This window comes from Pseudolactococcus raffinolactis NBRC 100932, from assembly GCF_001591765.1.
GTDB classification, from domain to species: Bacteria; Bacillota; Bacilli; order Lactobacillales; family Streptococcaceae; genus Pseudolactococcus; species Pseudolactococcus raffinolactis.
The window spans coordinates 97,763-121,792 of the sequence record NZ_BCVN01000001.1 but is presented as its reverse complement, the minus strand read 5'-3'; the positions used below and the strand labels follow the sequence as shown (position 1 = coordinate 121,792).

Here is a 24,030-nt window from a genome sequence, read left to right as displayed (position 1 = left end):
ACCCACCTCTCCAAAAAGAAGTGGACGCATATTATGATATAAATATCTTAGTCTGAATTTGCAGTTGCAATTCCTAAAAGTACACCTCCTAAAACCCCTATAGAAATATCTATTTTTTGTGGTAATAAATCAGGATCTTTTTTAATAAAGAAAAAATATAGACTGATAACTACGTAAGCAATCATAAGTAAAAAGCAAGCTAGGTTTAATATAAGAGCTACATTTTTGGGATAGTTTAGTGACATAAATAAAGGAATTAAATATGCCACAAGAAACAAATAGAAAACTGGAAATAAAATATTAAAAAATAAATATTGCCTAAATAGTTCTGGCTCTCTTGAAGGATAATTTAACTCTATCAATCGAATGGATGCTAGACTGATAATAGAAAGCAAAGGGAAAAAATTATAGAATGAATTTCTTTTCAACTGAATCATTTGACTACCTCCTTTATATATTATACCACTCTCCATTGAAGTTGCAAACGCTTTCTAAAAAATGTAAGTTATTTTATGCGGCGTATTATTGAATTAAGTAAGATCAAGTCAGATACTCAGTTAAGCATTATGGTACAATAAAACAGAAGAAAAGTTAAGATACTGACTATCCATTTTATAAGAGGAGTTGTCAGTTCTTCAGCAGTTGATAAGATTCAAGCTTTTTAACTTTAGCATGTTTACTGCTACCCTAATCATCTTATTTGTTAAATCACATAGAATATATCCTATAGGAGACCCATGAAAATCAAGCAAACCCGCGATACTTTATCCGACGTTTATGTCCAGTCACTCAAAATCCGCAACACCGTCTTCGTCAAGGAACAGCAAGTCCCACTCTCCCTCGAAATCGACAAAGACGAAGCCTATGCCATCCACTTCATCTTACAGCTCGATGATCAAGATGAGACGGCCGTTTCGACCTTGCGTATCTTGCCTTCGGCCAATGGTGAGCAGGCTTTAATCCAACGTGTCGCGACGCTCAAACCTTATCGAGGGCAGGGATACGCACACGAGCTGATGTTGCATGTGCTAGACTTTTTGCAATCTCAGCACTTCAAACTAGTAGAACTTCACGCCCAATTACAAGCTATCCCTTTCTATGAAAAGTTAGGTTTTGAATCTTTTGGTGATATTTTCTTAGATGCTGGTATTCAACATGTGGCTATGAAAAAAATAGTTTGACAATTTTGATGTCAAACTATTTTTTCTTGTCTTATTTTTTTAAAGGTAAGAGCGCCTCAGATAATTTAGCAAATTCTGGAATTGATAGTGCTTCACCTCGAATTTGTGGGGAGATGTCTACAACTTCGAGCGCTTGTGTGAGTTGTTCGCGGACTTCTTCTGTTTTTCCAAAGGCTGACTGGAGATTGTTCCAAAGCGTTTTACGTCTGTGGAGAAAGGCGAGTTTTGCGACTTTGAAAAAGAAATCTTCATCAGAAACCTCTACCATTGGCGCATCGCGCCGAGTCATTTTGAGGATGGCAGAGTCAACGTTAGGCGCTGGAACAAAGACTGTTTTGGGTACGATGAAGGCAACTTGGGCTGTCATGTAGTACTGAACGGCGATAGATAGGCTGCCGTAAGCTTTGGTGTTGGGCTCGGCTGAGATACGGTCAGCGACTTCTTTTTGCATCATAACGACGAACTCGGTGAAGGGAATTTTACTCTCGATCAGGTGCATCAAGATTGGCGTTGTGATGTAGTAAGGTAGATTCGCTACGACTTTGATGGGCAGGTCAGGATTTTTGAAGTTGCGGATGTGCGTCTGTAAATCTGCTTTAAGGACGTCTTCATTGATCACGGTGACATTGTCGAAATCTCTAAGGGTATCTGCCAAAATCGGAATCAGGCGGTCGTCGATTTCAAAAGCCATAACTTCTGCCGCATTTTCAGCGATAAATTCAGTCAAGGCACCAATACCAGGACCGATTTCAATGACGTTGACATTGCGGTCGATCTCAGCTGTATCGACAATTTTTTGCAAGATATTTGTATCCGTCAGAAAATTTTGCCCCAAACTTTTCTTGAATGAGAAGCCATGACGGTCTAGGATGGCTTTGGTAACGCGGTAATCTGCTATATGCATGTATAGTTCTCCATTATTTTTTCAACTTCTGCTAAGGTGATGCCAAACAATTCTAAGCGTTTGAGCTGTTGTTTGGCATTGCTGTAACCAATTCTGAGTGTCTGACCCAGATATTCTCGCCTTTGCCGGCTGTCAGTATGGCCGATTAAACCAAGCCGAATCAAATCACCATGCGTGATATCAAAATCAGTGTCATCATCAAGATTCGACGTTAAGTGCCCTAGGGCCTTCTCTAAATCATCATAACTCGCATGTTCCACCCCAAGGGAACGGCCTTTGGTCTTCGATTTGGGCTTGGCCTCGTCTCTGTTGAGAAAGGCGTGCTTGACTGTGGGGATGGTGGTCATGATGATGCGACGAATGCGTTCGCCACTGTGGTCGGGGTCGGTAAAAACGATCACACCGCGCAAATCGTTTAGGCGCTCAATCCGCTCCAAATCGTCTTCTGAAATCGCTGATCCTTGCGTTTCGTAGGTGTCGACATCGTAAAAGCGTCTGAGGTTAGCCGTATCATCCTTGCCCTCGACGACGACGACTTCGGAAATTTTGCGTTTATCAGTCATGCAGGTTAAATATCCTCATAGCGTTGTCATAGGTCGCTTGGGCAACTGCTGCCGCTGAGATACCACGGAGTTCAGCGATTTTTTCGACGACAAACTTGGTATAGGCAGGTGTATTTTCACGGCCCCTAAAGGGCATGGGCGCAAGATAGGGGGCATCTGTTTCAACTAAGAGCTTATCGAGTGGTAACTTAGCCGCTGCTTCTTGGAGATCCAATGCCTTTTTAAAGGTCACCACACCTGAGAAAGAAATCATCATCCCCAAGTCTAAAAATTGCTTGGCTTCTTCATAGGTACCCGAAAAAGAGTGCATGATGCCACCACGTGGGCCAACACCTTCAGACTTAATGATGTCATAGGTATCTGCCATAGCATCACGTGTGTGCACGACGAAGGGTATGTCATGTGCTTTAGATAGCTGGATTTGACTACGGAAAACTGCTGCTTGTACTTCTTTGGAATCTGCCATCCAGTGGTAGTCTAAACCAATCTCACCTAGGGCAATCACTTTAGGGTTAGCCAAATGTTCGATGATCATGGCTTCAATCTCTGGCGTATAAGATCCTGCTTCTGTCGGATGCCAGCCGATGGTCGAATACAGGTTATCATAGCTTGCTGATAAAGCCAAGCTTTGCGCAATTGTTTGGGTGTCAAAGCCTACGATGTTGAGTTTGGTTACACCAAATTCACGCGCCTTCTCAATTTCCTCAGCTTCACGACCTGCAAAATTCGCAACGTTTAAGTGAGTATGTGTATCAAATATCAAGTTCTTCTCCGTTCTCTATTTCTGATGCTTGAGATTGTTCCTTAGTCTGGGGTTACTTTGTTCCAATGCCAACTTTAATTGACAATTTTCTCATGAAACACTCGACAAGCTTCAGGAGCTACTCCTTCTATTATATCATTTATTTGCGACTCCTTTTGACCTCAGCCTTAAAAATCTTATCTTGCCTGATATTTTTAAGATGTGATTTAGATAAAAATCATTAACTATAATAGGCAGTCAAAAACCAGTTCTCTAATTTGTCTTTCTTTTTAAACTATGCTATACTAGCCTTGAGGACGGGGAGGAGTCAGTTAAAAGTAATTTTAACGCTCTAAAGTCTACTCACCTTACTGTTATTGTTTTTGTTTCCAAAGCATAAATTAGTCACCTTGCGGCTTATTTTTTCTCAATAAAGAACGACTATTGCCTACTTAACCAATAGTCGCTTATTCATAGATAAAAAATATTTTCAAAAAAAACTAAACGTTACCCATGATGTAACCATCATTAAGCTGAGCTATAGCTCAATATCTTATAAGGAGAACACTATGTCTGATAAAGGAACTGTTGATAAATTAAAAGGTAAAGCAGAAGAAGTCGCTGGTACTGTTACTGGTGATAACAAGAAAAAAGCTGAAGGCTTGCTGAATCAAGCGATTGGCAAAGTAAAAGAAACAGCTTCTGATGTTAAAGAAGCTGTTGAAGATGGTGTTGAAAAAATCAAGGAAAAAATTGACCACGATTGATCTCACCATCAGACTTAATGACATCTTTTAGATGTCACTATCCGTCCTCATGCCGAGCGTGATGCCTGACAGCAAATCATGATTTGTTGTCTTGAGAAACACATCAACTAAAGCAAAAAAGATTTACAATCAACTTTAACAGTAAGGTATGATGAGACAAGCAAATGCTTGTCTTTTTCTGTGCCGCATTTCGGAGTCAACATTTCAGTTATCAAAAATATGCCCCTGAAGGATTCGACAAATTGCAAAGAATCCTGATCAATTGTAAGAAACAATACAAAATCGGTAGGAAATCCGTTGATTCTATACCAAATTAATATTCCATCTGCGAAATAAAAATGAAAAAGCAATCTAACATAATCAATTTTTGACTGCCTTGTTTGCTTTTTTCATTGACTGAGGATTTTGTCACTTCCTTCGCCATATATCTAGTCAACAGCTCAGTCATCAAAAAAACTGCCCAGTTAATCCTGGACAGTTTCATCAATTTTAATACTTTTTTAAATGGCGTCACGCAAACGCAGCCCATCATTCTCTAAAACACGCACACTACGTGGTAAAAAGGCACGAATTTCTTCTTCATTATAACCAATGTGTAGGCGTTTGTCATCCATGATAATCGGACGACGTAGAATTTGTGGATTTTCAGAAATGATCGTGACAGCTTCTGACAATGAGAGTTCTTCAAAATCAACATTCAATGACTTCACAAACCGATTCCGATTTGAAATCAAAGATTCAATGCCATCATCACATTTTTCTAAAATATGTTTGACCTCATCTGTTGATAAAGGGTATGACATAATATTTCTCTCATCAAAGGAAATGTCATGCTGGTCCAACCATAGCTTAGCCTTCTTACAACTTGTGCAGGATGGCGCTGTGTAAATTGTTATCATAATTGACCTCCGTGTTGGTATTTCTAACGCATTTCATGTTATTTATATGATATCAATTATAACATATTTTGTCATCAGTCAAAAGACCTATTCCATAAAAACTTCACTTTTTAAAGCAATAATTAACAGTTACTCCTAAAAAACTTATTATTTATTTAGTTTTTTACCATAATTAACCCTTATTCTTCGATTTCAATCGTGTCCAACTCAAGCGATACCAATTCAGATTCTGCTGCTGTTTCTTTTTTCGCTTTGGATGATTTAGTCGCTGCTTTTTCTTCAGTTTGTCCTTCAGTTGTTTCCCCTGCAATCAAACCGAATTTTTCACGCACTTTGTGGTCGATTTCAGCAAATACTTCTGGATGTTCTTTCAGGTAAAGTTTAGCTTTTTCAGAACCTTGACCGATCTTTTCATCGTTATAAGAGAACCAAGCGCCAGATTTTTTGATGATATCCAAGTCAGTTGCAATTTTAACCAATTCGCCTGTCTGAGAAATCCCTTCACCGAACATGATTTCAACTTCTGCAACTTTAAAGGGTGGTGCCACCTTGTTTTTCACGACTTTGATTTTCGTTTCTTTACCCATCGCAGTGTCTTTATCATCACCAGTACCTTTAATTTGTGTGTTACCACGGACATCTAAACGAACAGACGCGTAGAATTTCAGGGCACGACCACCAGGTGTTGTTTCCGGACTACCGAACATAACCCCAACTTTTTCACGCAATTGGTTGATAAAGATGGCGATTGTTTTAGTTTTATTAATGGATGCTGATAGTTTACGCATGGCTTGTGACATCATCCGTGCTTGCAAACCAACGTGAGAATCACCGATTTCACCATCGATTTCGGCACGTGGGACAAGGGCTGCCACTGAGTCGATAACAACCAGGTCAATGGCACCTGAGTCAATCAATTTACCGGCAATCTCAAGGCCTTGTTCACCAGAATCTGGTTGAGAGAGCAAAAGCTCATCAATGTTGACACCAAGCGCTGCCGCGTAAGCAGGATCAAGCGCATGTTCCGCATCGATAAAGGCTGCAATACCGCCTTCTTTTTGGGCTTGCGCCACGGCGTGAAGGGCAACTGTTGTTTTACCTGATGATTCTGGGCCGTAGATTTCGATGATCCGCCCCTTAGGATAACCACCAACACCCAAAGCAATATCGAGCGCCAAAGAACCCGAGCTCATGACTTGAACTTTTTGCTCTGCTTTATCACCCAGACGCATCAAAGCGCCTTTACCGAAGTCTTTTTCAATCACTTTCAGGGCATCATTGAGGGCTTTCTCACGCTCATCACCAAATTTTTTCGTAATATCATCTAAATTTTTCTTAGCTTTTTTTGCCAATGTATCTCTCCTCGTTTCATATACAGCCAGTTATACCAAGCTAGGCTGCAAAACTTTCACAATACCCTATTATAGCATTTTTCCATCTACTTTTATATACGTAATGCACCACCAACTTGCTCAAATTTTTTTCAATTTTTGACACTTGGGACAAAAATGCGTCCCTCGACCCGACAGCTTAAATTTCTCAATCGCCCCGCCACATCGCGCACACGGCTGCCCTGTTTTCCCATATACTTGCAAGTGATCCTGCATGGTCCCATCAAGACCCAGCGCATTTTTATAGCTACGAATGGTTGACCCCCCGTACTTAACGCCTTCTGCTAAGATATGGATGACAGCACGTCTAAGCTCTGCTACTTTGTGGGGTGATAAGTGTCTTGCGATTTCAGACGGATGAATCTTGGCCAGCCACAATACCTCATCAACATAGATGTTGCCCAGACCGGCCACCAAAGACTGATCCAATAAGTAAGGTTTGATCTTTTTCTGACTGCCTGAGAGCTGATGCTTAAACCTCTTTAAATCAAAATCCGCCTCTATTGGTTCTGGTCCAATTTTTTTGCGGTTAAAGAAACCACTGAGTTCGGATGTTTTGACGAGCTCTAGCGTGCCGAACTTTCGGACGTCTTGATAGACGAGGGTTTGGCCGTTTGATAGGTCGAAAAAGCCGTGGAAATGTTTGTTATCTGGGATGTCGGTGCTGGGATAACTCAGCCATTTCCCTTCCATACGCAGATGACTGACTAGGGTTTGCTCGCCTAGCTCAAACAGCAAATACTTGCCGCGGCGATTGACTTCTTGAATGGTTTGATTGATTAGATCGGTTTTGAAAGTCGTCAAATCAGACTTGATCATTCGAGTATAGTTAATTCGAAGTGCCGTGATTTTTTGACCACGAACAAGTTTATTAAGGCCGCGTCTGACGGTTTCTACTTCTGGTAATTCTGGCATGGTGTTTCCTTTTCTTGTCATTTAGTGATGATTCTGTGCATCATCATTTAATCTGCGCTCTCCTTAACAATTTTACCAAAAAATTAGTTATAATAGAGTCATGATAACTTTAAAGACTGTGATAGCTATTTTAAAACAAGATCAAAATTTCCGAGACATCATCATTGATGGCGCCTATTTTAATGCGCCTCATCAGGACCTGACATTTCATCAACTCTCTTATGATAGTCGTGAGGTGACAGACAGTACCCTCTTTTTTGCCAAGGGACTCAATTTCAAACGTGAATTTCTGGCGGATCTGGCCATTCCTTTTTATGTGTCTGAAACAGATTATGAGGTTGAGATTCCAGCCATCATCGTCAATGACGTGAAGCACGCCATGAGTTTGATTGCCATGGCTTTCTACGACCAACCACAAGATGCCCTCAAAACACTGGCCTTTACCGGAACCAAAGGGAAAACGACTGCTGCTTACTTTGCTAAAAACATCTTGGATACGCATAATGGTGGTAAAACCGCTATGTTTTCAACCATGGAAACAACACTTGATGGCGAGACTTTTTTCAAATCACAACTGACGACACCTGAAAGTCTTGATCTCTTTCGGATGATGCGTGAGGCTGTTAGTAATGGCATGACGCATTTGGTTATGGAAGTCTCGTCACAGGCTTATAAAACAGCACGTGTTTATGGGCTAACTTTTGATGTCGGGGTTTTCCTTAATATTTCGCCTGACCATATCGGCCCTATCGAGCATCCGACTTTTGAGGACTACTTCTACTGTAAGCGTCAGTTGCTAGCTAATTCACGCTATGCAGTGGTTAATGCAGAGATTGCACATTTTGACTTTGTTAAATCTGAGTTAACAGGCGAGACTGCTTTTTATGGGGCGGGTTCTGAGCACCCGATTTCAAACTCTGAAGCTTTCTCTTTTTCTGCCCTTGATACAAATTTTGAGATTCAGTTAATTGGCCGTTTTAATCAAGAAAATGCCCTTGCTGCAAGTCTAGCTACCATTCACCTGGGGGCGAGCTTGGCTGATGCGCAGGCGGGTGTGGCGGCGACGACTGTGCCTGGGCGCATGGAGGTGCTGACGCAAGCCAATGGTGCTAAGGTTTTTGTCGATTATGCGCATAATGCAGATAGTTTAGAGAAGCTCCTTGATGTGGTGATGCCGCATCAGACAGGGCGCGTGGTGCTTGTGATGGGCACGACTGGAAATAAAGGTGAGAGTCGACGTCAAGGTGTGGGCGAGCTTTTGGAGCAGCTACCTAAGATAGAGGTGATTTTGACTGCGGATGATCCGAATTTTGAGGATCCTGCTGAGATTGCGCGTGAGATTGCGAGTTATATGACCCGTGATGTTCAGATTATCATTGATCGGGAGACGGCGATTCGAACGGCAATGGCTAGCACTTCTGGTGCTGATGATACGGTCATTATCGCTGGTAAAGGTGTTGATGCCTACCAAATCGTCAATGGTGTGCGTGAGCCTTATGCAGGTGACCGCAAGATAGCTGAGAAATATTTGTAAAGAGATTACTTCAGTCACTATAAGAAAAGGCAAACTAATCCAATCAATTTTGATTGTGCGAGTTTGCTTTTTCTATTTCAATTTATAGTCGGTTTTTCACCATTATTTTTCTAAGATTGATCACCATCAAGGCTTAACGAGTAGTCAGTCTACTCGATTTGGTCTATTTTTATAATAGTGATAGCGCTTCTGCTAATTTGGCTTTGCTTTGTAGAAACAATTCCAATTTGGTAAAGAATGAGCGAATTTCTTACCGATTTCGTATTGTTTCCCAGAAACAATTCCAATTTGGTAAAGAATCAACGGATTTCTTACCGATTTCGTATTGTTTCTCAGAAACAATTCCAATTTGGTAGTAAATCATGATGGCATTACTCTCAACTTTGGAGATTAGGCCCACAACAGTACAGATTTTATTTTTCAGAAAAGTGACATAATAACTTTAAAGTAGCTGTATCTTTTTCACCAGCATAAAATTTATCCAGTACTTTTTGGTAGATGTCTTCATGAGGCGCTGCATAATTAAATAGTGTCATACTAGACTTTAATTTGAGAGCATCTATTTTGCCCAACACCTTAACACTATCATCTGTTTCCAACTCAAGCAGGGCAGTCGATATTTCTTTTAATCGAGCACCAAGTATCGGGTGGTGATAATAGGCAACTGCTTCATCCAGCCCAGATATACTATAATATCGAGCTTGAGTGCTTCGTCCCAATCCATCAAGTTGGGGGAAAATATACCATATCCAATGGCTAGACTTGCGACCTTGTTTGATCTCGGACAAGGCAATGGCATAGTCATCTTTTTGTGCTTTGATAAAACGCTCAAGGTTAAATTTCTGCTCATCCATATTTTAAATTCCTCATCTTCTATTATTCCTGTTAATAGCAACTGATTTTATGTCTATTATACTAGATTTGGCATGACATTTCGTTAGGAGATGGCGACTTAACTTGGATTTTCAGCTATTTCATCCGAAGCCATCTCTCAAAATCACTTCCTCTGCAGCTCTACCATATTTATGTTAAAATATAGCTTATGGATAAGATAATCAAGACAATCTCAAATAATGGACATTTTAGAGCCTATGCGCTTGAAGCGACACAAACGGTTAGCGAGGCACAAAAGCGGCATCAAACCTGGTCTAGCTCAACGGTTGCGCTTGGGCGGACTTTGATTGCGGCGCAGATTTTAGGTGCCAATCAAAAAGGTGACGATACGATTACCGTGCGCGTTCAAAGTAATGGCGCCATCACGAGTATCATTGCGGTCGCAGACACACGTGGCAATGTCAAAGGTTATATTAAAGAGCCTAATGTGGACTATAAACGTGGCTCGACTGGCGAAGTCTTAGTCGGCGATTTAGTCGGTCAAGGCTGGTTTTCTGTCGTTAAAGACATGGGCTTGAAAACGCCTTATACGGGGCAAACACCTTTGATTTCTGGTGAGATTGGTGAAGACTTGGCTTACTACCTGACAACTTCTGAGCAAACACCTTCTGCTGTTGGCTTGAATGTTTTGCTCAACGAAGATGAGTCTGTCCATGTTGCCGGCGGTTTTTTAGTCCAAGTCATGCCTGATGCACCTGAGGCTGAAATCGCAGCTTTTGAAACGCGCATCCAGAACATGCCTGCTATTTCAAAACTCTTGCGCTCACATGACCACTCTAAAGCCATTTTAGACGCCATTTACGGGAAAGACCAATACAAAATATTGGCAGAATCGCCTCTGGCTTTCCACTGCGATTGCTCTAAAGAACGGTTTGCTGACGGTATCCAAGGCCTTGGCAAAATAGAAGTTGAAAAATTGATTACTGAAAATCACGGGGCTGAAGTCATTTGTCAGTTCTGTGAAACAGTCTACAATTTTTCAGAAAATGATTTGAAAGAACTGATATAACATGACGAATACATACGATATACCCTGGAAAATCGGGGACATTGACATCAAAAACCGCATCGTGCTCGCCCCGATGGCTGGCATCAATAACAAAGCGTTTCTCAGCCTCGCTAAAGAATTTGGTGCAGGCCTTGTGGTCACTGAAATGATTTCTGATAAGGGAATTGAGCATCGCAATGCCAAAACTCTATCAATGCTTGATTTTGATGGCGTACCAAATCCCTTGTCGATTCAGATTTTTGGTGGCGATGCTGAGACTTTGGTGGAAGCTGCGAAATTTGTCCAAGAGCATACAACCGCTGACATTATCGACATTAACATGGGTTGCCCTGTCCCTAAGGTCACTAAAAACGAATCTGGTTCTCGCCTCCTGCTAGACCCTAATAAAGTGTATGACGTGGTATCTGCCGTTTCATCTGCTATCGACTTACCTTTAACGGTTAAGATGCGTCTAGGCTGGGATAATGATCACCTTTTCGCCGTCGAAAACGCGCTAGCTGCTGAAAAAGCGGGTGCTGCTGCCGTTGCCATGCATGGTCGGACGAAAGCACAGATGTATGAAGGCAAGGCTGACTGGGATTGGCTTGCCAAGGTCGCAAGCAAGATGACCATTCCTTTTATCGGGAACGGCGATGTTAAAACGCCTGAAGATGCCAAGCGCATGCTGGATGAGACGGGTGTCGATGCTGTGATGATCGGGCGTGCAGCACTTGGTAACCCCTGGATGCTGAAACGGACTGCCCATTATCTAGCTACTGGTGAGGAGATGCCTGAGCCAAGCGTTGCTGAGAAAATCGAGACGGCCAAGGTTCACTTAACGCGCCTGACTGAACTCAAAGGTGACGAAAATGGTTCACGTGAGTTCCGCCAACACGCGGCTTACTACCTCAAAGGGGCACCTCGTGCTGCCAAGGTTAAGGTTGCCATCAATCAAGCCAATTCTGCTGCTGAAATTTCTGGCATCTTTGATGATTATATGAAACTTTTTTGATATTAAAAGGACATCTGTCGTTGACAAATGTCCTTTTGTTTTAGCTATGCTTACCTGTACTAGATTTTTCTCTAAACTCAATTTTATAAAAGTGTTATTTTAACTCGTGTTTAAAACATAAGATTTTAATTTGATATGCTATACTGGAATGAGTAGAAAAGTTAAGACGGTGGCTATCTTGAAATGGAGGTGATGCTTATGCAAGTAAGTAATCAAATCTACAGAAGGGAGATGCCTGTTTGTCAGCATTTGAAACAATTCAAGTCCTATTTAGCTTTGGTATGTTTACCATTGCTTTGATTGGCTTAGTTGTGAAACTACATAATCATGACGAAAAAAAATAACCGTCCTATAACTTTAGCCAGTTAAACGGTTATTTTTAACTAATTAACAGCTACCGTCTTAAACGGTTCTACTGGGAGCATGTGTAATCAGCACATGCTCTTTTTATACTTTCATTATAGCAATTGTAAAAATATTTGTCAAAACTTATAAATTCAAGTCTTCTGTATAGGTAAAGCCACTACCAATCACTTCATGAACATTGATGATGGAAACAAAAGCATCGGGGTCTATTTCTGCTAGGATACCCTTGACTGCTTGGACTTGGATAGGACTTAAGACAACATAGATAACTTTGGTGTCTTGGCCTGAGTAGACCCCTTCTGCCTTTAGGTAGGTTGCACCACGACCGATTTCATCCGTGATTTTTTGGCTGATTGCTGCGTACTTGCTACTAATAATCAGCATCCCTCGCACGGTGTACCCACCATTTTGCACGACGGCAACGACTTGACTAAAGACGAAGCTCGCAATGACGGTGTACATCATGTGTTGAATGTCGATGTAGGATAGGGATAAAGTGAGGACGAGAATGTCAAAAACGAAGAGGGTTTGACCGAGGGCGAAACCTTTTTTCTGCTCAAAATAACGGCCAATGATATCGCCGCCACCGGTGGTTCCGCCAAATCGAAAGACGATACCACCGCCAATCCCTGCAAAAATACCTGCGAGAAGCGCTGCGATCAAGGTATCATGCGCGAGGTCGATTGACATGCTCATGCGCTGAAAAAGCCAGATGAAAATGGATAGGCAGACGGTGCCATGAATCGTATAGATCATGCCCCGTTTACCAAAAATTTTCACCCCTAGGATAAACAAGGGGATGTTGAGTAAGATTTGTGTATAGGCTGGATTGATTTTAAATAGGGCATGGAAAATCAAGGTGATCCCGCTGACACCGCCTTCTGCTAGATGGTTGACCATGTTAAAATTAACAAAACCGAAGGCATAAGTTGCCGTCCCCAGTGCAATCATCAAGAAATTTAGGGGGTGAAATTTGACTTCTTTATTCATCTATTTTTTCTTTCTTTCTGCGATTTCACTTCGTGAAATCTTGAAACTTGACTTCCGCTTGCGCTCCTGCCAAGCAGGGTCATTCGCGATCTTCGGCCGCTCAAAGGCTTTCTGCGGTTTCTCTTCCTGAAAGCTTGAAACTTGACTTCCGCTTGCGCTCCTGCCAAGCAGGGTCATTCACGATCTTCTGCCGCTCAAAATTTCTTGTTAGGTTTCAAAAAATAAGACTGTGATGGTGTGTCACAATCTTATCAAAGTGCTGAGCCTTATCTTTTATTTTTTAATTGTCGTCTTCAACGAAACGTCCTAGAACTTTGACGTTTTCAGCAATCGAGACAAAAGCCGTTGGATCAGTTTCTTTCATGATGTATTTGAATTCCTGATATTCGGCTTGCGTAATAATCGTGATCAAAAGTGTCATATTAGCACGTGTATACCCACCCTCGGCTGAGTTCACCACTGTTACGCCACGATGTAGTTTTTGGTGTAAGGCCTGGGTAATTTCTACCGGATGCTTAGTGATAATGGTGGCTTGCATCTTACGTTGCTTGGTGTAGATAGCATCGGTCACACGGCTTGACACAAAAATTGTTAGCAGTGAATAGAACATATATTGCCAACCGAAAAGCACACCTGCGATGATGACAATGACACCATTAAACAAAAGGCTAATGTTACCGACTTGGCGGCCTGTTTTCTTTCGGATATAGAGACTGACGATATCTGTCCCGCCACTAGAAATCCCACTGCGCAAGGCGTAGCCAATCCCAGCACCCATCACAGCACCACCGAAGATCGAATTGATAATCGGATCTGTCGTCATGGTGTACTCAGGGATGGCATGAATGAAGATCGAGCTTAAAGTAACCGTGATCACCGTATAAATGGTGAAGCGTTTACCGATTTTTAACCAGGCCAAAACGAGTAAAGGTAGATTCAGCAAGTACAAGGTGATAGAGACGGGGATATCATGGCCCAACAGTTTATAAGATAGGGTCGTGAAAATCTGCGCTAGACCTGTAATCCCGCTGGAATAAACATGACCAGGCTGAAAGAAGAAATTCAGGGCAACTGCAGAAAGAATCGCGTAGACGACTGATGCCGAAAGCTTATACATCAGTTTTTCAATAGATATATTTTTGATCACGTTAATCATAGGAGGTATTATTTTCCGATTTTTAAATTGAGTTCTGTTAATTGTTGGTCAGAAACCAGGCTAGGGGCTTGCGTCATCGGATCCGTTGCTTTATTATTTTTCGGAAAAGCAATGACTTCACGAATATTGTCTTTACCAGCTAGGAGCATAACGAATCGGTCAAGACCAAGGGCTAAACCACCATGTGGTGGGAAACCATAATCCATGGCTTCGAGTAAGAAACCAAACTGGTCATTGGCAGCTTCTGCTGTGAAACCAAGGGCTTTGAGCATGCGCTCTTGTAAATCTTTATGGTTAATCCGCAAGCTACCGCCACCTAACTCATAACCGTTGAGCACGATATCATAAGCGACCGCACGAACCTTGGATAAATCACCCTCAAGTTCATGCGCGCTTTCTGTTGTCGGCAAAGTAAAAGGATGGTGGGCACTTGTGTAGCGGCCTCCTTCTTCACTCCACTCAAACATTGGCCAGTCGATCACCCAGAGGAAGTTAAATTGATTTTGGTCAATCAAGTCTTGTTCTTTGGCGATTCGGCTACGAAGGGCACCGAGTGTCGCATTTGCCACATCCAACTCATCTGCCACAAAGAGAACCAAATCTTTATCCGTCAAAGCAAGTGTATCTGCCAATTCATCGGCGATTTCTGGCAGAAATTTAGCGATCGGACCTGAAAATTCATGGCCCACAAACTTAACCCAAGCAAGCCCCTTAGCACCAAATTGTTTGGCGTAGTCCGTCAGTTTGTCAATGTCTTTACGCGAGTAAGCATCCGCCGCATTTTTGGCAACAATGGCCTTAACGACTGGTGCTTCTGAGAAAACCTTGAAATCTGCCTTTTTAACAATGGTTGAGACGTCTGTCAACAGCATCTCAAAACGGGTGTCTGGTTTATCAGAACCATATTGATTCATGGCGTCATCATAAGTCATGCGTGGGAAAGGCAAGGTCACGTCGATATTTTTCGTCTCTTTCATGACTTTTGCGATCAGGCCTTCTGTCAGGTCTTGAATCTCCTGCTCATCAAGGAAAGATGTTTCCAAATCGACCTGTGTAAATTCAGGCTGGCGATCCCCCCTCAAGTCTTCATCGCGGAAACACTTGACGATTTGATAATATCGGTCAAAGCCAGCGTTCATTAAGAGCTGTTTGGTGATTTGCGGTGACTGAGGCAAGGCATAAAAATACCCTTCCGAAATCCGACTTGGGACCAAATAATCACGCGCCCCTTCCGGTGTTGACTTGGTCAAAATCGGTGTTTCAACATCAATAAAGTCCAAATCATCCAAATAGTGACGGATAGCCTTGGTCACGTTGTGACGCAATTTAAAGTTTGACAACATTTCTGGACGACGCAAGTCCAAGTAACGATAACGCATACGTGTGTCGTCACTGGCTTCAAGGTCATCTTTTATTTCAAACGGTGTTGTCTTCGCAACATTTAAAACAGTCAAGTCAGTGACTTCAAGCTCGACTTGTCCAGTTGCTAATTTATCATTGGCTTGCGCTCTGGCAAGGACTGTACCTGTCACTTCAATAACAAATTCACTACGCAAACTTTCTGCTGTTGCCAAGACTTCTTTTGAGGCCAATTCAGGGTTGACTACCAACTGCATGATCCCTTCACGGTCGCGCAGGTCAATAAAAATCAAGCCACCAAGGTCACGACGGCGTGCCACCCAGCCTTTAAGCGTGATTGTTTGACCAATATGTTCTGAGCGGACGGCGCCCGCATATCTTGTACATTTCATTTTTACTTCCTTTTTTTGTCTTACTAAATTACTTTTGATAACACCAACATCACAACCTGCAACCCAACCGCTAGAAAGACTAAGACAGTCGTCAAGCGACTTTCTTTGAGAAAAGCGTTGATTTTCTTGACTGCCACCACATAGAGAGCGACAAAGAGCAATAGATTGAGACCATTATAATCGCCTTGTAGCAGTTTGAGCGCACCGATCATGATAATCAAAACTGCGATCGTCCTGATGAACAAGTGGACTTTCTTTTCTGTCATGCCTTACCTCGCGAGAAATGATGTCACGAGTAAAAGCACAAGCGTGATAATCACAACAACCCGTGCGATTTTATCTCGTGTAATCGCCTTATCTCGATTAAAAATCACAATCAAAGCGCAGTAAATGATCAGAAAAGTACGATTAAACTGGTGAGACTGTGTCACAATCTCATATAAACTAACAGCCATTGATAAAGCCGACAACCCCATCAATATCTTGAGTTTATCTGTCATGCGTCAGCCGCCACTTCAGTAAAGACGGTGTCAAACTGGCTTTGAATTTCAGACAAGGTCGTCTTGACTTCTGCACGTGTCGCATTATTTTTAACGACGATCTCGCCGGTCTCAACTTCTGATTCCCCAAGGGTGATAATCACCTTGGCCCCAAATTCTTCTGCCGACTTGAATTGTTGCTTAATCTTGCGATTTAAGACATCACGTTCCACGGCATAGCCTTGATCGCGTAGCGACTGTACTAACTTGAGGGCTGCAACATTGGCGCTTGCACCTAAAACAACCACGTAAACATCGAGCGGCTGTGCAGCTGGTAGTGACGCGCCTTGCTCTTCTAAGACAAGCAAAAGCCGGTCCACACCGATACCAAAACCGAAACCAGGCGTTTCAGGGCCACCAAAATAGCTGACCAGCGAATCATAGCGACCGCCACCACAAATCGTCAGCTCCTTGCCCTTGATTTCTGTCATGAACTCGAAAATTGTGTCATTGTAGTAATCCAGACCACGCACCATGTTTTGGTCGACGGTGTAGACGATATTGAGGCTCTCCAACATAGCCTTGACGTCGGTCAAGTGCTGCTGACTAGCGTCAGTCAAGAAATCCAAGATTGAAGGCGCGTCTTTGACGATGGCGATATCCTGTTTATCCTTGGAATCTAAAACACGCAAGGGATTTTCGTGCAAGCGACGCTTAGAATCATCAGATAGACTGTCTAAATGCTGTTCCAAGTAGCCGATCAAGGCCTCACGGTAATGCTCACGTGTCTCGCTATCCCCCAATGAATTGATAACAAGCTTGATATTTTTGACACCGACTTGGTCGAAAAAGGCTTTAGCCATCGCGATGGTCTCAACATCCGTTGCAGGATTTTTTGAGCCAAAATTTTCAACACCAATCTGGTGAAATTCACGTAGACGACCAGCTTGTGGTCGTTCATAACGGAACATAGAACCTGTATAATAAACTTTAAATGGTTTTTGAACTTCTGGCGCAAATTTTTTGTTTTCGACATAAGAGCGGACAACTGGCGCTGTCCCTTCAGGACGCAAGGTCACATGGCGGTCACCCTTATCGTAAAAATCGTACATTTCCTTAGTCACGATATCTGTCGTGTCCCCAACGGAACGCGAGATTACCTCGTAGTGCTCAAAAAGTGGCGTACGAATTTCACTAAAACGATAAGTCGCAAAAACGCGACGCATAGTTGCTTCGACAAATTGCCATTTTTCACTCTCGCCAGGCAGGATATCAACCGTGCCTTTAGGTCTTTGTAATTTCATATTTGCTATTTACCTCTCTCAATTCCTATAAGAAAACGCCCTTGAGCGTAGACACATACTCAATTAACTCAAGAAAGAAAACAAAATTTTTGAGATATTTTCTGTCAATTCAAGGCGATGAGGTGATGACGTACAGGTGTACATCAAGACTTATCAACGATGAAGTGGCGGAAAATAGCCGAAAATATTTGCTTTATTGGGTTAAGTGAGTATATACGCTCAAGGACGACAATATCGTGGTACCACCTTGGGTTTCTAGGCATTCCTAGCTCTGTAGCTATAAAGTCGCTAACTTTTATTTTTAAATCGTCACTGTCTATTATCTGCGGATTTTCAGCTACCTCCGCTCTCTGATTGCTTATCTTAATTATATATTAGTCCTTGCTGTTTTGCAAGATTTTATTGTTGTGATTGGTCAGCATCTTTAAAGACTGACATATTTTGGGCAAAGTAATCATAACCTGAGTAGATGGTTGCGGCCAGGCAGATGTATAAGAAAATCACGCCAAGTAAGTTCCAACCCAGTAACAAGAAGATGATGGATAACATCTGTGTGAAGGTTTTAATCTTGCCTGGTAGGGCTGCTGCCATAACGACGCCACCTTGTTCAACCAAGAGTAGACGCAAGCCTGTAACGGCTAATTCCCGACAGATGATGATGGCAATCACCCAAGCTGGTGCTAATTTTAAGGGCACTAACATGATGAATGCTGACATCACTAACATTTTATCTGCCAAGGGGTCTGCAAATTTACCGAAATTTGAGACGATGTTCCATTTGCGCGCTAAATAACCGTCCAACCAGTCTGTCGCTGAAGCCACTGCAAATAAGATCGCAGCGATCACTTGCCAGACATGAGAGTGTCCGCCCAATGCTAAAATCAGGATAAAAAGCGGAATCGCAAAGATGCGGGCAATGGTTAAATTATTAGGTAAGTTTTCTTTAGTAAGTTTCATGAATTCTCTATTCTACGGTTATCGTCAAGGTTGCTGGACTACCGGGTGCTGCAATACTCGATAAATTGATGGGCGTATCACCGATTTTTACAGTCAAGCCCGTTGTTTTCCCTAGGGTTAAGACTGTCTGATTACCAGTCAAGGTTGCAGTTGTTGGTGCCGCTTCGGTCAGGGTGATTTGACCGCCTGGCAAATCTGAGTTGGTCATCCCAATCCAAACTTCTGTGCCTGCTACTGTGCTGAGGCTAACTTTCACTGGACTTGCGACATTTTTCACCGTTGCTGAAAGCGCTTGACCATTGCCAGTCACTGTAATTTCAGGTTTAGGTGCCTCTGGTGCTTTTGATTCCGAGGAAGAAGATGAGGTGCTCGGTTCGGTACTACTTACAGATGACTTACTTTTTGAGCTAGTCGACAGGCTATAGAGATGGTCCGAAATACCGCTGCTTTTAGGTTTGTTAAGGATGACCGCAGCTGAAATGCTGATAATGATCAAAGCTGCAACAGTCCCTAGCAAAACGATGGGCAAATAATAGCGCCATTTTTTATTGCCCAGTTCATCTTCGTCGGCTTCAAGACGCTCAGATGGCTTGACAAATCGATAATTTTCCGTTAAATCCGGTGTTTCATGTACGTCGATGGGCTCATTTCTTTCATAAGCCGTGACCAATTGGTCATAATCAAGATCCAGACGCTCTGCATACTGTTTGAGATAGGCCTTGACATAAAAGTCCCCTGGCAAGGCATCATAATCATCATGCTCCAAGGCGACGATATACATTTTTTGAATCTGTGTTAAATCTTCCGCTTCGTTGAGTGTCATATCAAGCTTCGCGCGTTGATCACGTAAAACTTGTCCTACTGTTTTTTTTGCCACGAGAACTCCTTTCTGGTCATTTTAAGCTGATGCTTGCCTGATGGGTGTCAGCATCACTTTTGTCTTTACTTTTTCACTTCGGGTTCATGATAAATTCAGTTGAAACCATCTCTTTAATAAATCGGTCCGCATGCTTTTCGATTTTTTCCAGTGTCAGACTTGATAAAATCATTGGGAAATCGAAGAAAGTCACACCTTCAAAAAGATTAGATGAAAATTGGTTGGCAATAAATTCTAAGGAATTTAAAGACTTATAATAATCGCCTAGCATCTCTTTTTTGATGATCATCAAATGGTCTAAATTGAAATCACTTTCTATTTTATAACTTTTTAGCGTATCACGCAAAATTTTAGCGAGTTTTATGGGATAAATCGTGTCAGACGTCATGCTGGCAAAATGATATTGCGGTGCCACTTCAAAATCAAAACCAAAAGAATCGTCAATCAATCCTTGGTTATATAAGCTTTCATAACGACTGCTAGTATTACCTAAAATCATGGTCAACATGAGTTGGATGGCCAACTTATACTCAAACCTGAGCAAAGGATCTGACGGCAAACGATCATAGCCCCGAAAACCAAGGGCAAGTTTCGGGATAGTGACATCAAAAGCCAGATTATTCGTCGGAATCGGTGCGGCAGCTACAAATGGCGCACGCTGAATCGGTACAATCGGCTCAAACCGTTTCTCAGCTTGATTTTTCGCGACTAAATCAGACATCTCTGATACCTCAAATGGCCCCGTCAAAAAGAGGGTCATATTACCTGGATGATAGAAGGTCCGATAATTTTCATATAAATCTTCTGCTGAAATGCGTCTGATACTTTTAGGTGTCCCTGCAATATCAGCAGCTAAAGGTGACTCTGGATAAAGATTTTGCAGGAGACCAAAAAACAATCGAAAATCTGCATCATCTTGGTACATCTGAATTTCCTGTGTGATGATGCCTTGCTCTTTTTCGACAGAGGCTTGTGTGAAATATGGCTCCTGAACAAAATCTAGCAGTAATTCAACATTAGGCTCAACATTTTCCATGGTTGAAAAGAGATATGATGTCCGCGTAAAACTCGTAAAAGCGTTAGAATTAGCACCTAAGGCACCGAAAAAATTCATGGCATCGCCATCTTTTTTCTCAAATAATTTATGCTCTAAAAAATGGGCAATGCCCTCTGGAAAGGTCTGCATATCTGAGCCACCACGCGGCACAAAGCGCGTATCTAAACTGCCAAAATTTGTCGTAAATAGACCATAAGTCTTGTTAAACTCAGGCTTTGGCAAATAATAGACGAGCAAGCCATTATCTAACACTTCTTTATAGAGTGTCTCGCCGACTTGTGGATATTTTTTAATCTCCAAGGCTTTCTCCCTCCATAAAATACAAGGCTTGTAAATTCAATGTTTTAGCAATTCTAACCACGTCTGATTTGGTTACGGCGTCTAATCTCTGCAACCATTCTGCTTGAGAGAGCTGACGATCTGGTAAAAGTTGTTTAATATAAGCCTGCTCGATCAAATTTGACGGTGAATCCAATGATAAGAAATAAGCATTTCTCAGCATATCCTTGGTCTGACGGAGTTCATTTTCTGAGATATCGCCTTGCGCCAATGCCCGAACCTGCGCCCGAATAATGGTCAAAGCCTTGCTGCGTTGCCCTGCGTCAATACCTGCTGCAATTTTTAAAAAGCCTGTGAAGGTATCAAAACGTGAATTAGCATAATAGGCTAGGCTTTCTTTTTCCCGCACATTTGTGAACAGTTTGGAATGTGAAAAGCCACCTAAAAGACCATTTAAGACTTGCATAGTCAGATAATCCGCATCGCCATATTTAACCGGATGGCTATAAGCCAACTGTAAAATCGACTGATTAACCGCTTCTTTTTCTGTCTTTTCACGCACGACATTCGAGGTCGCTTGTTCATAAAAAACAGTAGTCAAGGGTTCCCGATCAGTGAAAGGCATTTCTGAAAAGTAAGTCCTGATACTGGCTTCCTGAGTAGCTGTTAAGTCCCCCAAAATCCAAATATCAATCGTATCTGTCAGTAACATTTTTTTATAATACTCAAAAACACTCTGACGTGTCTCATGCTCCATCAGCTCAACGGTTGAAATACTTGGTGTTGACAGATTTTTATCTTCAAAAAAGAGCTCTGACAAACGTGTTGACGCCACGTAGGATTTATCCTCACGCGTTGAAGCTAAGTAGTGCAAGAGATTTTTCTTCTCACGCGCAAAAGTATCCTCATCAAACCCAATCTCATCTATCAAGGGCATAAACAAAGCCTGATGCAAAAGCTCAACCGCCTCTGTCACTGTATCGCTCTCAACATACTTAGGGTTAACGACACTCATGCCGATATTCAAAAAATGATTATCACCTTTTTTAGACACACCTGTCGCAAAACTGGCGCCATACATCTCTGACAACTTCCGTTGAAATTGTTGGTTGGTCGTTAAGACTGCATTCGACGTCTCCCAGAGATTAGAAATGATCACACGCTTGGCAACACTTTGTCGCGACATCTTTGTTCTAAAACGCACTAAAAACTGTATCGTCTTAAACTTTGTTTCTTTAATAATATGTAAATTTACGCCATTTTTTATTTTCATGTTTATCCTTTATTTATGTACTTTTCCATTATACCAAAATTTAGAGCATCCCTCATCAAATCAAGCAGAAGATTTTGATAAAATTTCAAGTCCATCAACCACTACAACCGCAAGTTTTTACGGAGTCTATGGCATTTTCTATTAAGTTAAACTTGCGCAATGTATGCTAACATCGTGTCATTTAGCGAAAGATTTTCAATGCGCGCCTATAAGTTCTGAAATTATGTTAAAATGAGGTATGAATACTTATACGATATACGATGAATTTATCACCCTAGGAAAGTTGCTCAAAGAAGCAGCGATTATTGAAACTGGTGGCGCAGCCAAACATTTCTTAGCAACTAACGACGTCTTGTACAATGGTGAATTTGAAAATAGACGCGGTAAAAAACTTTTTGATGGCGATGTCTTGGAATTCCCAGGTTTCGGGCTAAAAATTAATATTGTCGCAGCAACAGCAGAAGAAATTGCTGAGCATCAGGCTGAACTTGATGAAGAGGCACGTGTCAAAGCCATTGTCAAAAAAATCAATGCCGCCAACAAGAAAACTGAAACACGTCAAAAATCAGCTGCCAATAATAAAGAACAGTACTTTAAACGTAAAACCAGCAAACCTAAATTTCCTGGTTCTAAATAAACTCTTATGATCATTTCCGAGTTACAACTCACCAACTTTCGAAATTATAATCATCTCAATCTCACCTTTCATCCCAACTTAAATATCTTTGTCGGACAAAATGCGCAAGGCAAGACCAATATTGCTGAAAGCATTTATTTTCTGGCCTTGACCCGCAGTCATCGGACGCATGCTGATCGGGAATTGATTGCTTGGGAGCAAAAAGAGATGTCAGTCTCCGGTACAATCATCAAAAAAAATACGACTGTTCCCCTTGAGATTACTCTAACACCCAAAGGGCGGATTGCCAAAGTCAATCATCTCAAGGAAAATCGACTGGCTGATTATATCGGACATCTTAATGTCATCATGTTCGCACCTGAGGATTTGGCGATTATCAAAGGCGCGCCTAGTGTTCGGAGGCGTTTTATTGATATGGAAATCGGTCAGATTCGGCCTGTTTACCTATATGATTTGATGCGCTATAATAAAACACTCAAAGAACGCAACAGCTATCTCAAGTTCGATGCGTCAAAAATTGATCCTAATTTTCTGGACGTTTTAGATGACCAGTTGGTCGAATATGGCGAGAAGGTCATGGCCCATCGCAGGCAATTTATCACCAGTCTCACTGAGATTTCGGCTGATTTACATGATCACCTCAGTCATGGTCAAGAAAAATTGAGCATCGTTTACGCCCAAAATGTCAAAACTGACTTTGCGACTGAACTCAAACAGACACGTCAGAAAGACCAATTTCGTGCCCAGACTTCTGTGGGACCTCATCGGGATGATTTACAATTTTTGATTAACGACATTAATGTCTCAAATTTTGGCTCCCAAGGTCAGCAACGCACCACTGCGCTGTCTGTCAAATTAGCTGAAATTGAGCTGATTTATCAGGAAACAGGTGAGTATCCGGTTTTACTCTTGGACGATGTCATGAGTGAGCTTGATAATCAAAGACAGCTCGATTTATTGTCCTTGGTGATCGGTAAAACACAGACTTTTATCACAACGACGACGCTTGATCACCTGCAACATTTACCAGATAAAATGACGGTGTTTGAGGTTGATCATGGTCAGATAAAAGAGCGAGACACGCAGTCATAAACAACTTATCAAAAAAACTCAA

26 protein-coding genes are annotated in these 24,030 nt (G+C 41.9%); 8 read left to right on the top strand and 18 right to left on the bottom strand.

Annotated features, from left to right (window positions below):
- Positions 1 to 47 precede the first annotated feature (47 nt).
- Positions 48 to 437, bottom strand: a complete 390-nt coding sequence (locus tag LRA01S_RS00595; RefSeq protein WP_061773716.1) for a hypothetical protein — start codon at positions 435 to 437, stop codon at positions 48 to 50.
- A gap of 300 nt (positions 438 to 737) precedes the next feature.
- On the opposite strand from LRA01S_RS00595, the gene LRA01S_RS00590 reads away from it, so the two are divergent.
- A complete protein-coding gene (locus LRA01S_RS00590; protein ID WP_061773715.1) occupies positions 738 to 1,181 on the top strand; it encodes a GNAT family N-acetyltransferase in 444 nt (147 codons plus the stop codon).
- 31 nt (positions 1,182 to 1,212) lie between these two features.
- Here the strand turns inward: LRA01S_RS00590 and rsmA are convergent, their stop codons facing one another.
- The 3 genes from rsmA to LRA01S_RS00575 are packed head-to-tail and all read right to left on the bottom strand — an operon-like array spanning position 1,213 to position 3,411.
- A complete protein-coding gene (rsmA, locus tag LRA01S_RS00585) occupies positions 1,213 to 2,085 on the bottom strand; it encodes a 16S rRNA (adenine(1518)-N(6)/adenine(1519)-N(6))-dimethyltransferase RsmA (protein ID WP_061773714.1) in 873 nt (290 codons plus the stop codon).
- Positions 2,076 to 2,648: a ribonuclease M5 gene (gene rnmV / locus LRA01S_RS00580; protein WP_061773713.1), complete on the bottom strand. Its 573-nt coding sequence runs from the start codon at positions 2,646 to 2,648 to the stop codon at positions 2,076 to 2,078. The genes rsmA and rnmV overlap by 10 nt, the downstream gene beginning before the upstream one ends.
- The gene (locus LRA01S_RS00575; protein WP_061773712.1) at positions 2,641 to 3,411 is read right to left on the bottom strand and encodes a TatD family hydrolase; all 771 of its coding nucleotides are present in this window, start codon (positions 3,409 to 3,411) and stop codon (positions 2,641 to 2,643) included. Before LRA01S_RS00575 ends, rnmV begins: the two co-directional genes overlap by 8 nt.
- A 548-nt stretch (positions 3,412 to 3,959) precedes the next feature.
- On the opposite strand from LRA01S_RS00575, the gene LRA01S_RS00570 reads away from it, so the two are divergent.
- Positions 3,960 to 4,157 carry a CsbD family protein gene (locus LRA01S_RS00570; RefSeq protein ID WP_061773711.1) on the top strand — a complete coding sequence of 66 codons (198 nt, stop codon included), beginning with the start codon at positions 3,960 to 3,962 and terminating at the stop codon, positions 4,155 to 4,157.
- Positions 4,158 to 4,657: 500 nt separating this feature from the next.
- Here LRA01S_RS00570 and spx read toward each other — a convergent pair whose 3' ends face one another.
- The 3 genes from spx to mutM form a co-directional block, all read right to left on the bottom strand.
- Positions 4,658 to 5,056 (bottom strand): transcriptional regulator Spx, encoded by a 399-nt coding sequence (gene spx / locus LRA01S_RS00565; protein WP_061773710.1) that lies wholly within the window; start codon positions 5,054 to 5,056, stop codon positions 4,658 to 4,660.
- Positions 5,057 to 5,235: 179 nt separating this feature from the next.
- On the bottom strand, positions 5,236 to 6,408 hold the full coding sequence (recA, locus tag LRA01S_RS00560; protein WP_061773709.1) for a recombinase RecA: 1,173 nt from the start codon (positions 6,406 to 6,408) through the stop codon (positions 5,236 to 5,238).
- 120 nt (positions 6,409 to 6,528) lie between these two features.
- Complete coding sequence (gene mutM / locus LRA01S_RS00555; RefSeq protein ID WP_061773708.1) at positions 6,529 to 7,362, bottom strand: DNA-formamidopyrimidine glycosylase; 834 nt, start codon at positions 7,360 to 7,362, stop codon at positions 6,529 to 6,531.
- Positions 7,363 to 7,462: 100 nt separating this feature from the next.
- Between mutM and LRA01S_RS00550 the strand changes: the two genes are divergently transcribed.
- Positions 7,463 to 8,896 (top strand): UDP-N-acetylmuramoyl-L-alanyl-D-glutamate--L-lysine ligase, encoded by a 1,434-nt coding sequence (locus LRA01S_RS00550; RefSeq protein ID WP_061773707.1) that lies wholly within the window; start codon positions 7,463 to 7,465, stop codon positions 8,894 to 8,896.
- A 413-nt stretch (positions 8,897 to 9,309) separates the two neighbouring features.
- Here LRA01S_RS00550 and LRA01S_RS00545 read toward each other — a convergent pair whose 3' ends face one another.
- On the bottom strand, positions 9,310 to 9,750 hold the full coding sequence (locus LRA01S_RS00545; protein WP_061773706.1) for a DUF1810 domain-containing protein: 441 nt from the start codon (positions 9,748 to 9,750) through the stop codon (positions 9,310 to 9,312).
- A gap of 188 nt (positions 9,751 to 9,938) precedes the next feature.
- Between LRA01S_RS00545 and hslO the strand changes: the two genes are divergently transcribed.
- The 3 genes from hslO (at position 9,939) to LRA01S_RS10700 (ending at position 12,134) form a co-directional block, all read left to right on the top strand.
- The gene (gene hslO, locus LRA01S_RS00540; RefSeq protein ID WP_061773705.1) at positions 9,939 to 10,799 is read left to right on the top strand and encodes an Hsp33 family molecular chaperone HslO; all 861 of its coding nucleotides are present in this window, start codon (positions 9,939 to 9,941) and stop codon (positions 10,797 to 10,799) included.
- A 1-nt stretch (position 10,800) separates the two neighbouring features.
- Positions 10,801 to 11,790 (top strand): tRNA dihydrouridine synthase DusB, encoded by a 990-nt coding sequence (dusB, locus tag LRA01S_RS00535; RefSeq protein ID WP_061773704.1) that lies wholly within the window; start codon positions 10,801 to 10,803, stop codon positions 11,788 to 11,790.
- Positions 11,791 to 12,029: 239 nt separating this feature from the next.
- The gene (locus tag LRA01S_RS10700) at positions 12,030 to 12,134 is read left to right on the top strand and encodes a putative holin-like toxin (RefSeq protein WP_082785331.1); all 105 of its coding nucleotides are present in this window, start codon (positions 12,030 to 12,032) and stop codon (positions 12,132 to 12,134) included.
- A gap of 145 nt (positions 12,135 to 12,279) precedes the next feature.
- Here LRA01S_RS10700 and LRA01S_RS00530 read toward each other — a convergent pair whose 3' ends face one another.
- From LRA01S_RS00530 to yfmF, 10 genes are all read right to left on the bottom strand, one after another.
- The gene (locus tag LRA01S_RS00530) at positions 12,280 to 13,146 is read right to left on the bottom strand and encodes a YitT family protein (RefSeq protein WP_061773703.1); all 867 of its coding nucleotides are present in this window, start codon (positions 13,144 to 13,146) and stop codon (positions 12,280 to 12,282) included.
- A 280-nt stretch (positions 13,147 to 13,426) separates the two neighbouring features.
- Positions 13,427 to 14,302 carry a YitT family protein gene (locus tag LRA01S_RS00525; protein WP_096824014.1) on the bottom strand — a complete coding sequence of 292 codons (876 nt, stop codon included), beginning with the start codon at positions 14,300 to 14,302 and terminating at the stop codon, positions 13,427 to 13,429.
- An 8-nt stretch (positions 14,303 to 14,310) separates the two neighbouring features.
- The gene (aspS, locus tag LRA01S_RS00520) at positions 14,311 to 16,053 is read right to left on the bottom strand and encodes an aspartate--tRNA ligase (protein ID WP_061773701.1); all 1,743 of its coding nucleotides are present in this window, start codon (positions 16,051 to 16,053) and stop codon (positions 14,311 to 14,313) included.
- A gap of 23 nt (positions 16,054 to 16,076) precedes the next feature.
- Positions 16,077 to 16,319: a hypothetical protein gene (locus LRA01S_RS00515; RefSeq protein WP_061773700.1), complete on the bottom strand. Its 243-nt coding sequence runs from the start codon at positions 16,317 to 16,319 to the stop codon at positions 16,077 to 16,079.
- Between the two features lie 3 nt (positions 16,320 to 16,322).
- Positions 16,323 to 16,553, bottom strand: a complete 231-nt coding sequence (locus tag LRA01S_RS00510) for a hypothetical protein (RefSeq protein WP_061773699.1) — start codon at positions 16,551 to 16,553, stop codon at positions 16,323 to 16,325.
- Complete coding sequence (gene hisS / locus LRA01S_RS00505; protein ID WP_061773698.1) at positions 16,550 to 17,836, bottom strand: histidine--tRNA ligase; 1,287 nt, start codon at positions 17,834 to 17,836, stop codon at positions 16,550 to 16,552. Before hisS ends, LRA01S_RS00510 begins: the two co-directional genes overlap by 4 nt.
- A 399-nt stretch (positions 17,837 to 18,235) precedes the next feature.
- Complete coding sequence (pgsA, locus tag LRA01S_RS00500; protein WP_061773697.1) at positions 18,236 to 18,793, bottom strand: CDP-diacylglycerol--glycerol-3-phosphate 3-phosphatidyltransferase; 558 nt, start codon at positions 18,791 to 18,793, stop codon at positions 18,236 to 18,238.
- 7 nt (positions 18,794 to 18,800) lie between these two features.
- On the bottom strand, positions 18,801 to 19,670 hold the full coding sequence (locus tag LRA01S_RS00495; RefSeq protein WP_061773696.1) for a helix-turn-helix domain-containing protein: 870 nt from the start codon (positions 19,668 to 19,670) through the stop codon (positions 18,801 to 18,803).
- Between the two features lie 73 nt (positions 19,671 to 19,743).
- The gene (gene yfmH / locus LRA01S_RS00490) at positions 19,744 to 21,027 is read right to left on the bottom strand and encodes an EF-P 5-aminopentanol modification-associated protein YfmH (RefSeq protein ID WP_061773695.1); all 1,284 of its coding nucleotides are present in this window, start codon (positions 21,025 to 21,027) and stop codon (positions 19,744 to 19,746) included.
- Positions 21,017 to 22,279, bottom strand: a complete 1,263-nt coding sequence (yfmF, locus tag LRA01S_RS00485) for an EF-P 5-aminopentanol modification-associated protein YfmF (protein ID WP_061773694.1) — start codon at positions 22,277 to 22,279, stop codon at positions 21,017 to 21,019. The genes yfmH and yfmF overlap by 11 nt, the downstream gene beginning before the upstream one ends.
- 238 nt (positions 22,280 to 22,517) lie before the next feature.
- Between yfmF and yaaA the strand changes: the two genes are divergently transcribed.
- Both yaaA and recF read left to right on the top strand, forming a co-directional pair.
- Complete coding sequence (gene yaaA / locus LRA01S_RS00480) at positions 22,518 to 22,916, top strand: S4 domain-containing protein YaaA (RefSeq protein WP_061773693.1); 399 nt, start codon at positions 22,518 to 22,520, stop codon at positions 22,914 to 22,916.
- Positions 22,917 to 22,922: 6 nt separating this feature from the next.
- Positions 22,923 to 24,008, top strand: a complete 1,086-nt coding sequence (recF, locus tag LRA01S_RS00475) for a DNA replication/repair protein RecF (protein ID WP_061773692.1) — start codon at positions 22,923 to 22,925, stop codon at positions 24,006 to 24,008.
- The last annotated feature ends 22 nt before the right edge of the window (positions 24,009 to 24,030 follow it).

What these genes read in the sequence shown, in the direction of transcription:
- LRA01S_RS00595 (WP_061773716.1), bottom strand. Translation starts at nt 437, where the DNA reads ATGATTCAGTTGAAAAGAAATTCATTCTATAATTTTTTCCCTTTGCTT.
- LRA01S_RS00590 (WP_061773715.1), top strand. Translation starts at nt 738, where the DNA reads ATGAAAATCAAGCAAACCCGCGATACTTTATCCGACGTTTATGTCCAG.
- rsmA (WP_061773714.1), bottom strand. Translation starts at nt 2,085, where the DNA reads ATGCATATAGCAGATTACCGCGTTACCAAAGCCATCCTAGACCGTCAT.
- rnmV (WP_061773713.1), bottom strand. Translation starts at nt 2,648, where the DNA reads ATGACTGATAAACGCAAAATTTCCGAAGTCGTCGTCGTCGAGGGCAAG.
- LRA01S_RS00570 (WP_061773711.1), top strand. Translation starts at nt 3,960, where the DNA reads ATGTCTGATAAAGGAACTGTTGATAAATTAAAAGGTAAAGCAGAAGAA.
- spx (WP_061773710.1), bottom strand. Translation starts at nt 5,056, where the DNA reads ATGATAACAATTTACACAGCGCCATCCTGCACAAGTTGTAAGAAGGCT.
- mutM (WP_061773708.1), bottom strand. Translation starts at nt 7,362, where the DNA reads ATGCCAGAATTACCAGAAGTAGAAACCGTCAGACGCGGCCTTAATAAA.
- LRA01S_RS00550 (WP_061773707.1), top strand. Translation starts at nt 7,463, where the DNA reads ATGATAACTTTAAAGACTGTGATAGCTATTTTAAAACAAGATCAAAAT.
- LRA01S_RS00545 (WP_061773706.1), bottom strand. Translation starts at nt 9,750, where the DNA reads ATGGATGAGCAGAAATTTAACCTTGAGCGTTTTATCAAAGCACAAAAA.
- hslO (WP_061773705.1), top strand. Translation starts at nt 9,939, where the DNA reads ATGGATAAGATAATCAAGACAATCTCAAATAATGGACATTTTAGAGCC.
- dusB (WP_061773704.1), top strand. Translation starts at nt 10,801, where the DNA reads ATGACGAATACATACGATATACCCTGGAAAATCGGGGACATTGACATC.
- LRA01S_RS00530 (WP_061773703.1), bottom strand. Translation starts at nt 13,146, where the DNA reads ATGAATAAAGAAGTCAAATTTCACCCCCTAAATTTCTTGATGATTGCA.
- LRA01S_RS00525 (WP_096824014.1), bottom strand. Translation starts at nt 14,302, where the DNA reads ATGATTAACGTGATCAAAAATATATCTATTGAAAAACTGATGTATAAG.
- aspS (WP_061773701.1), bottom strand. Translation starts at nt 16,053, where the DNA reads ATGAAATGTACAAGATATGCGGGCGCCGTCCGCTCAGAACATATTGGT.
- LRA01S_RS00515 (WP_061773700.1), bottom strand. Translation starts at nt 16,319, where the DNA reads ATGACAGAAAAGAAAGTCCACTTGTTCATCAGGACGATCGCAGTTTTG.
- LRA01S_RS00510 (WP_061773699.1), bottom strand. Translation starts at nt 16,553, where the DNA reads ATGACAGATAAACTCAAGATATTGATGGGGTTGTCGGCTTTATCAATG.
- hisS (WP_061773698.1), bottom strand. Translation starts at nt 17,836, where the DNA reads ATGAAATTACAAAGACCTAAAGGCACGGTTGATATCCTGCCTGGCGAG.
- pgsA (WP_061773697.1), bottom strand. Translation starts at nt 18,793, where the DNA reads ATGAAACTTACTAAAGAAAACTTACCTAATAATTTAACCATTGCCCGC.
- yfmF (WP_061773694.1), bottom strand. Translation starts at nt 22,279, where the DNA reads ATGAAAATAAAAAATGGCGTAAATTTACATATTATTAAAGAAACAAAG.
- yaaA (WP_061773693.1), top strand. Translation starts at nt 22,518, where the DNA reads ATGAATACTTATACGATATACGATGAATTTATCACCCTAGGAAAGTTG.
- recF (WP_061773692.1), top strand. Translation starts at nt 22,923, where the DNA reads ATGATCATTTCCGAGTTACAACTCACCAACTTTCGAAATTATAATCAT.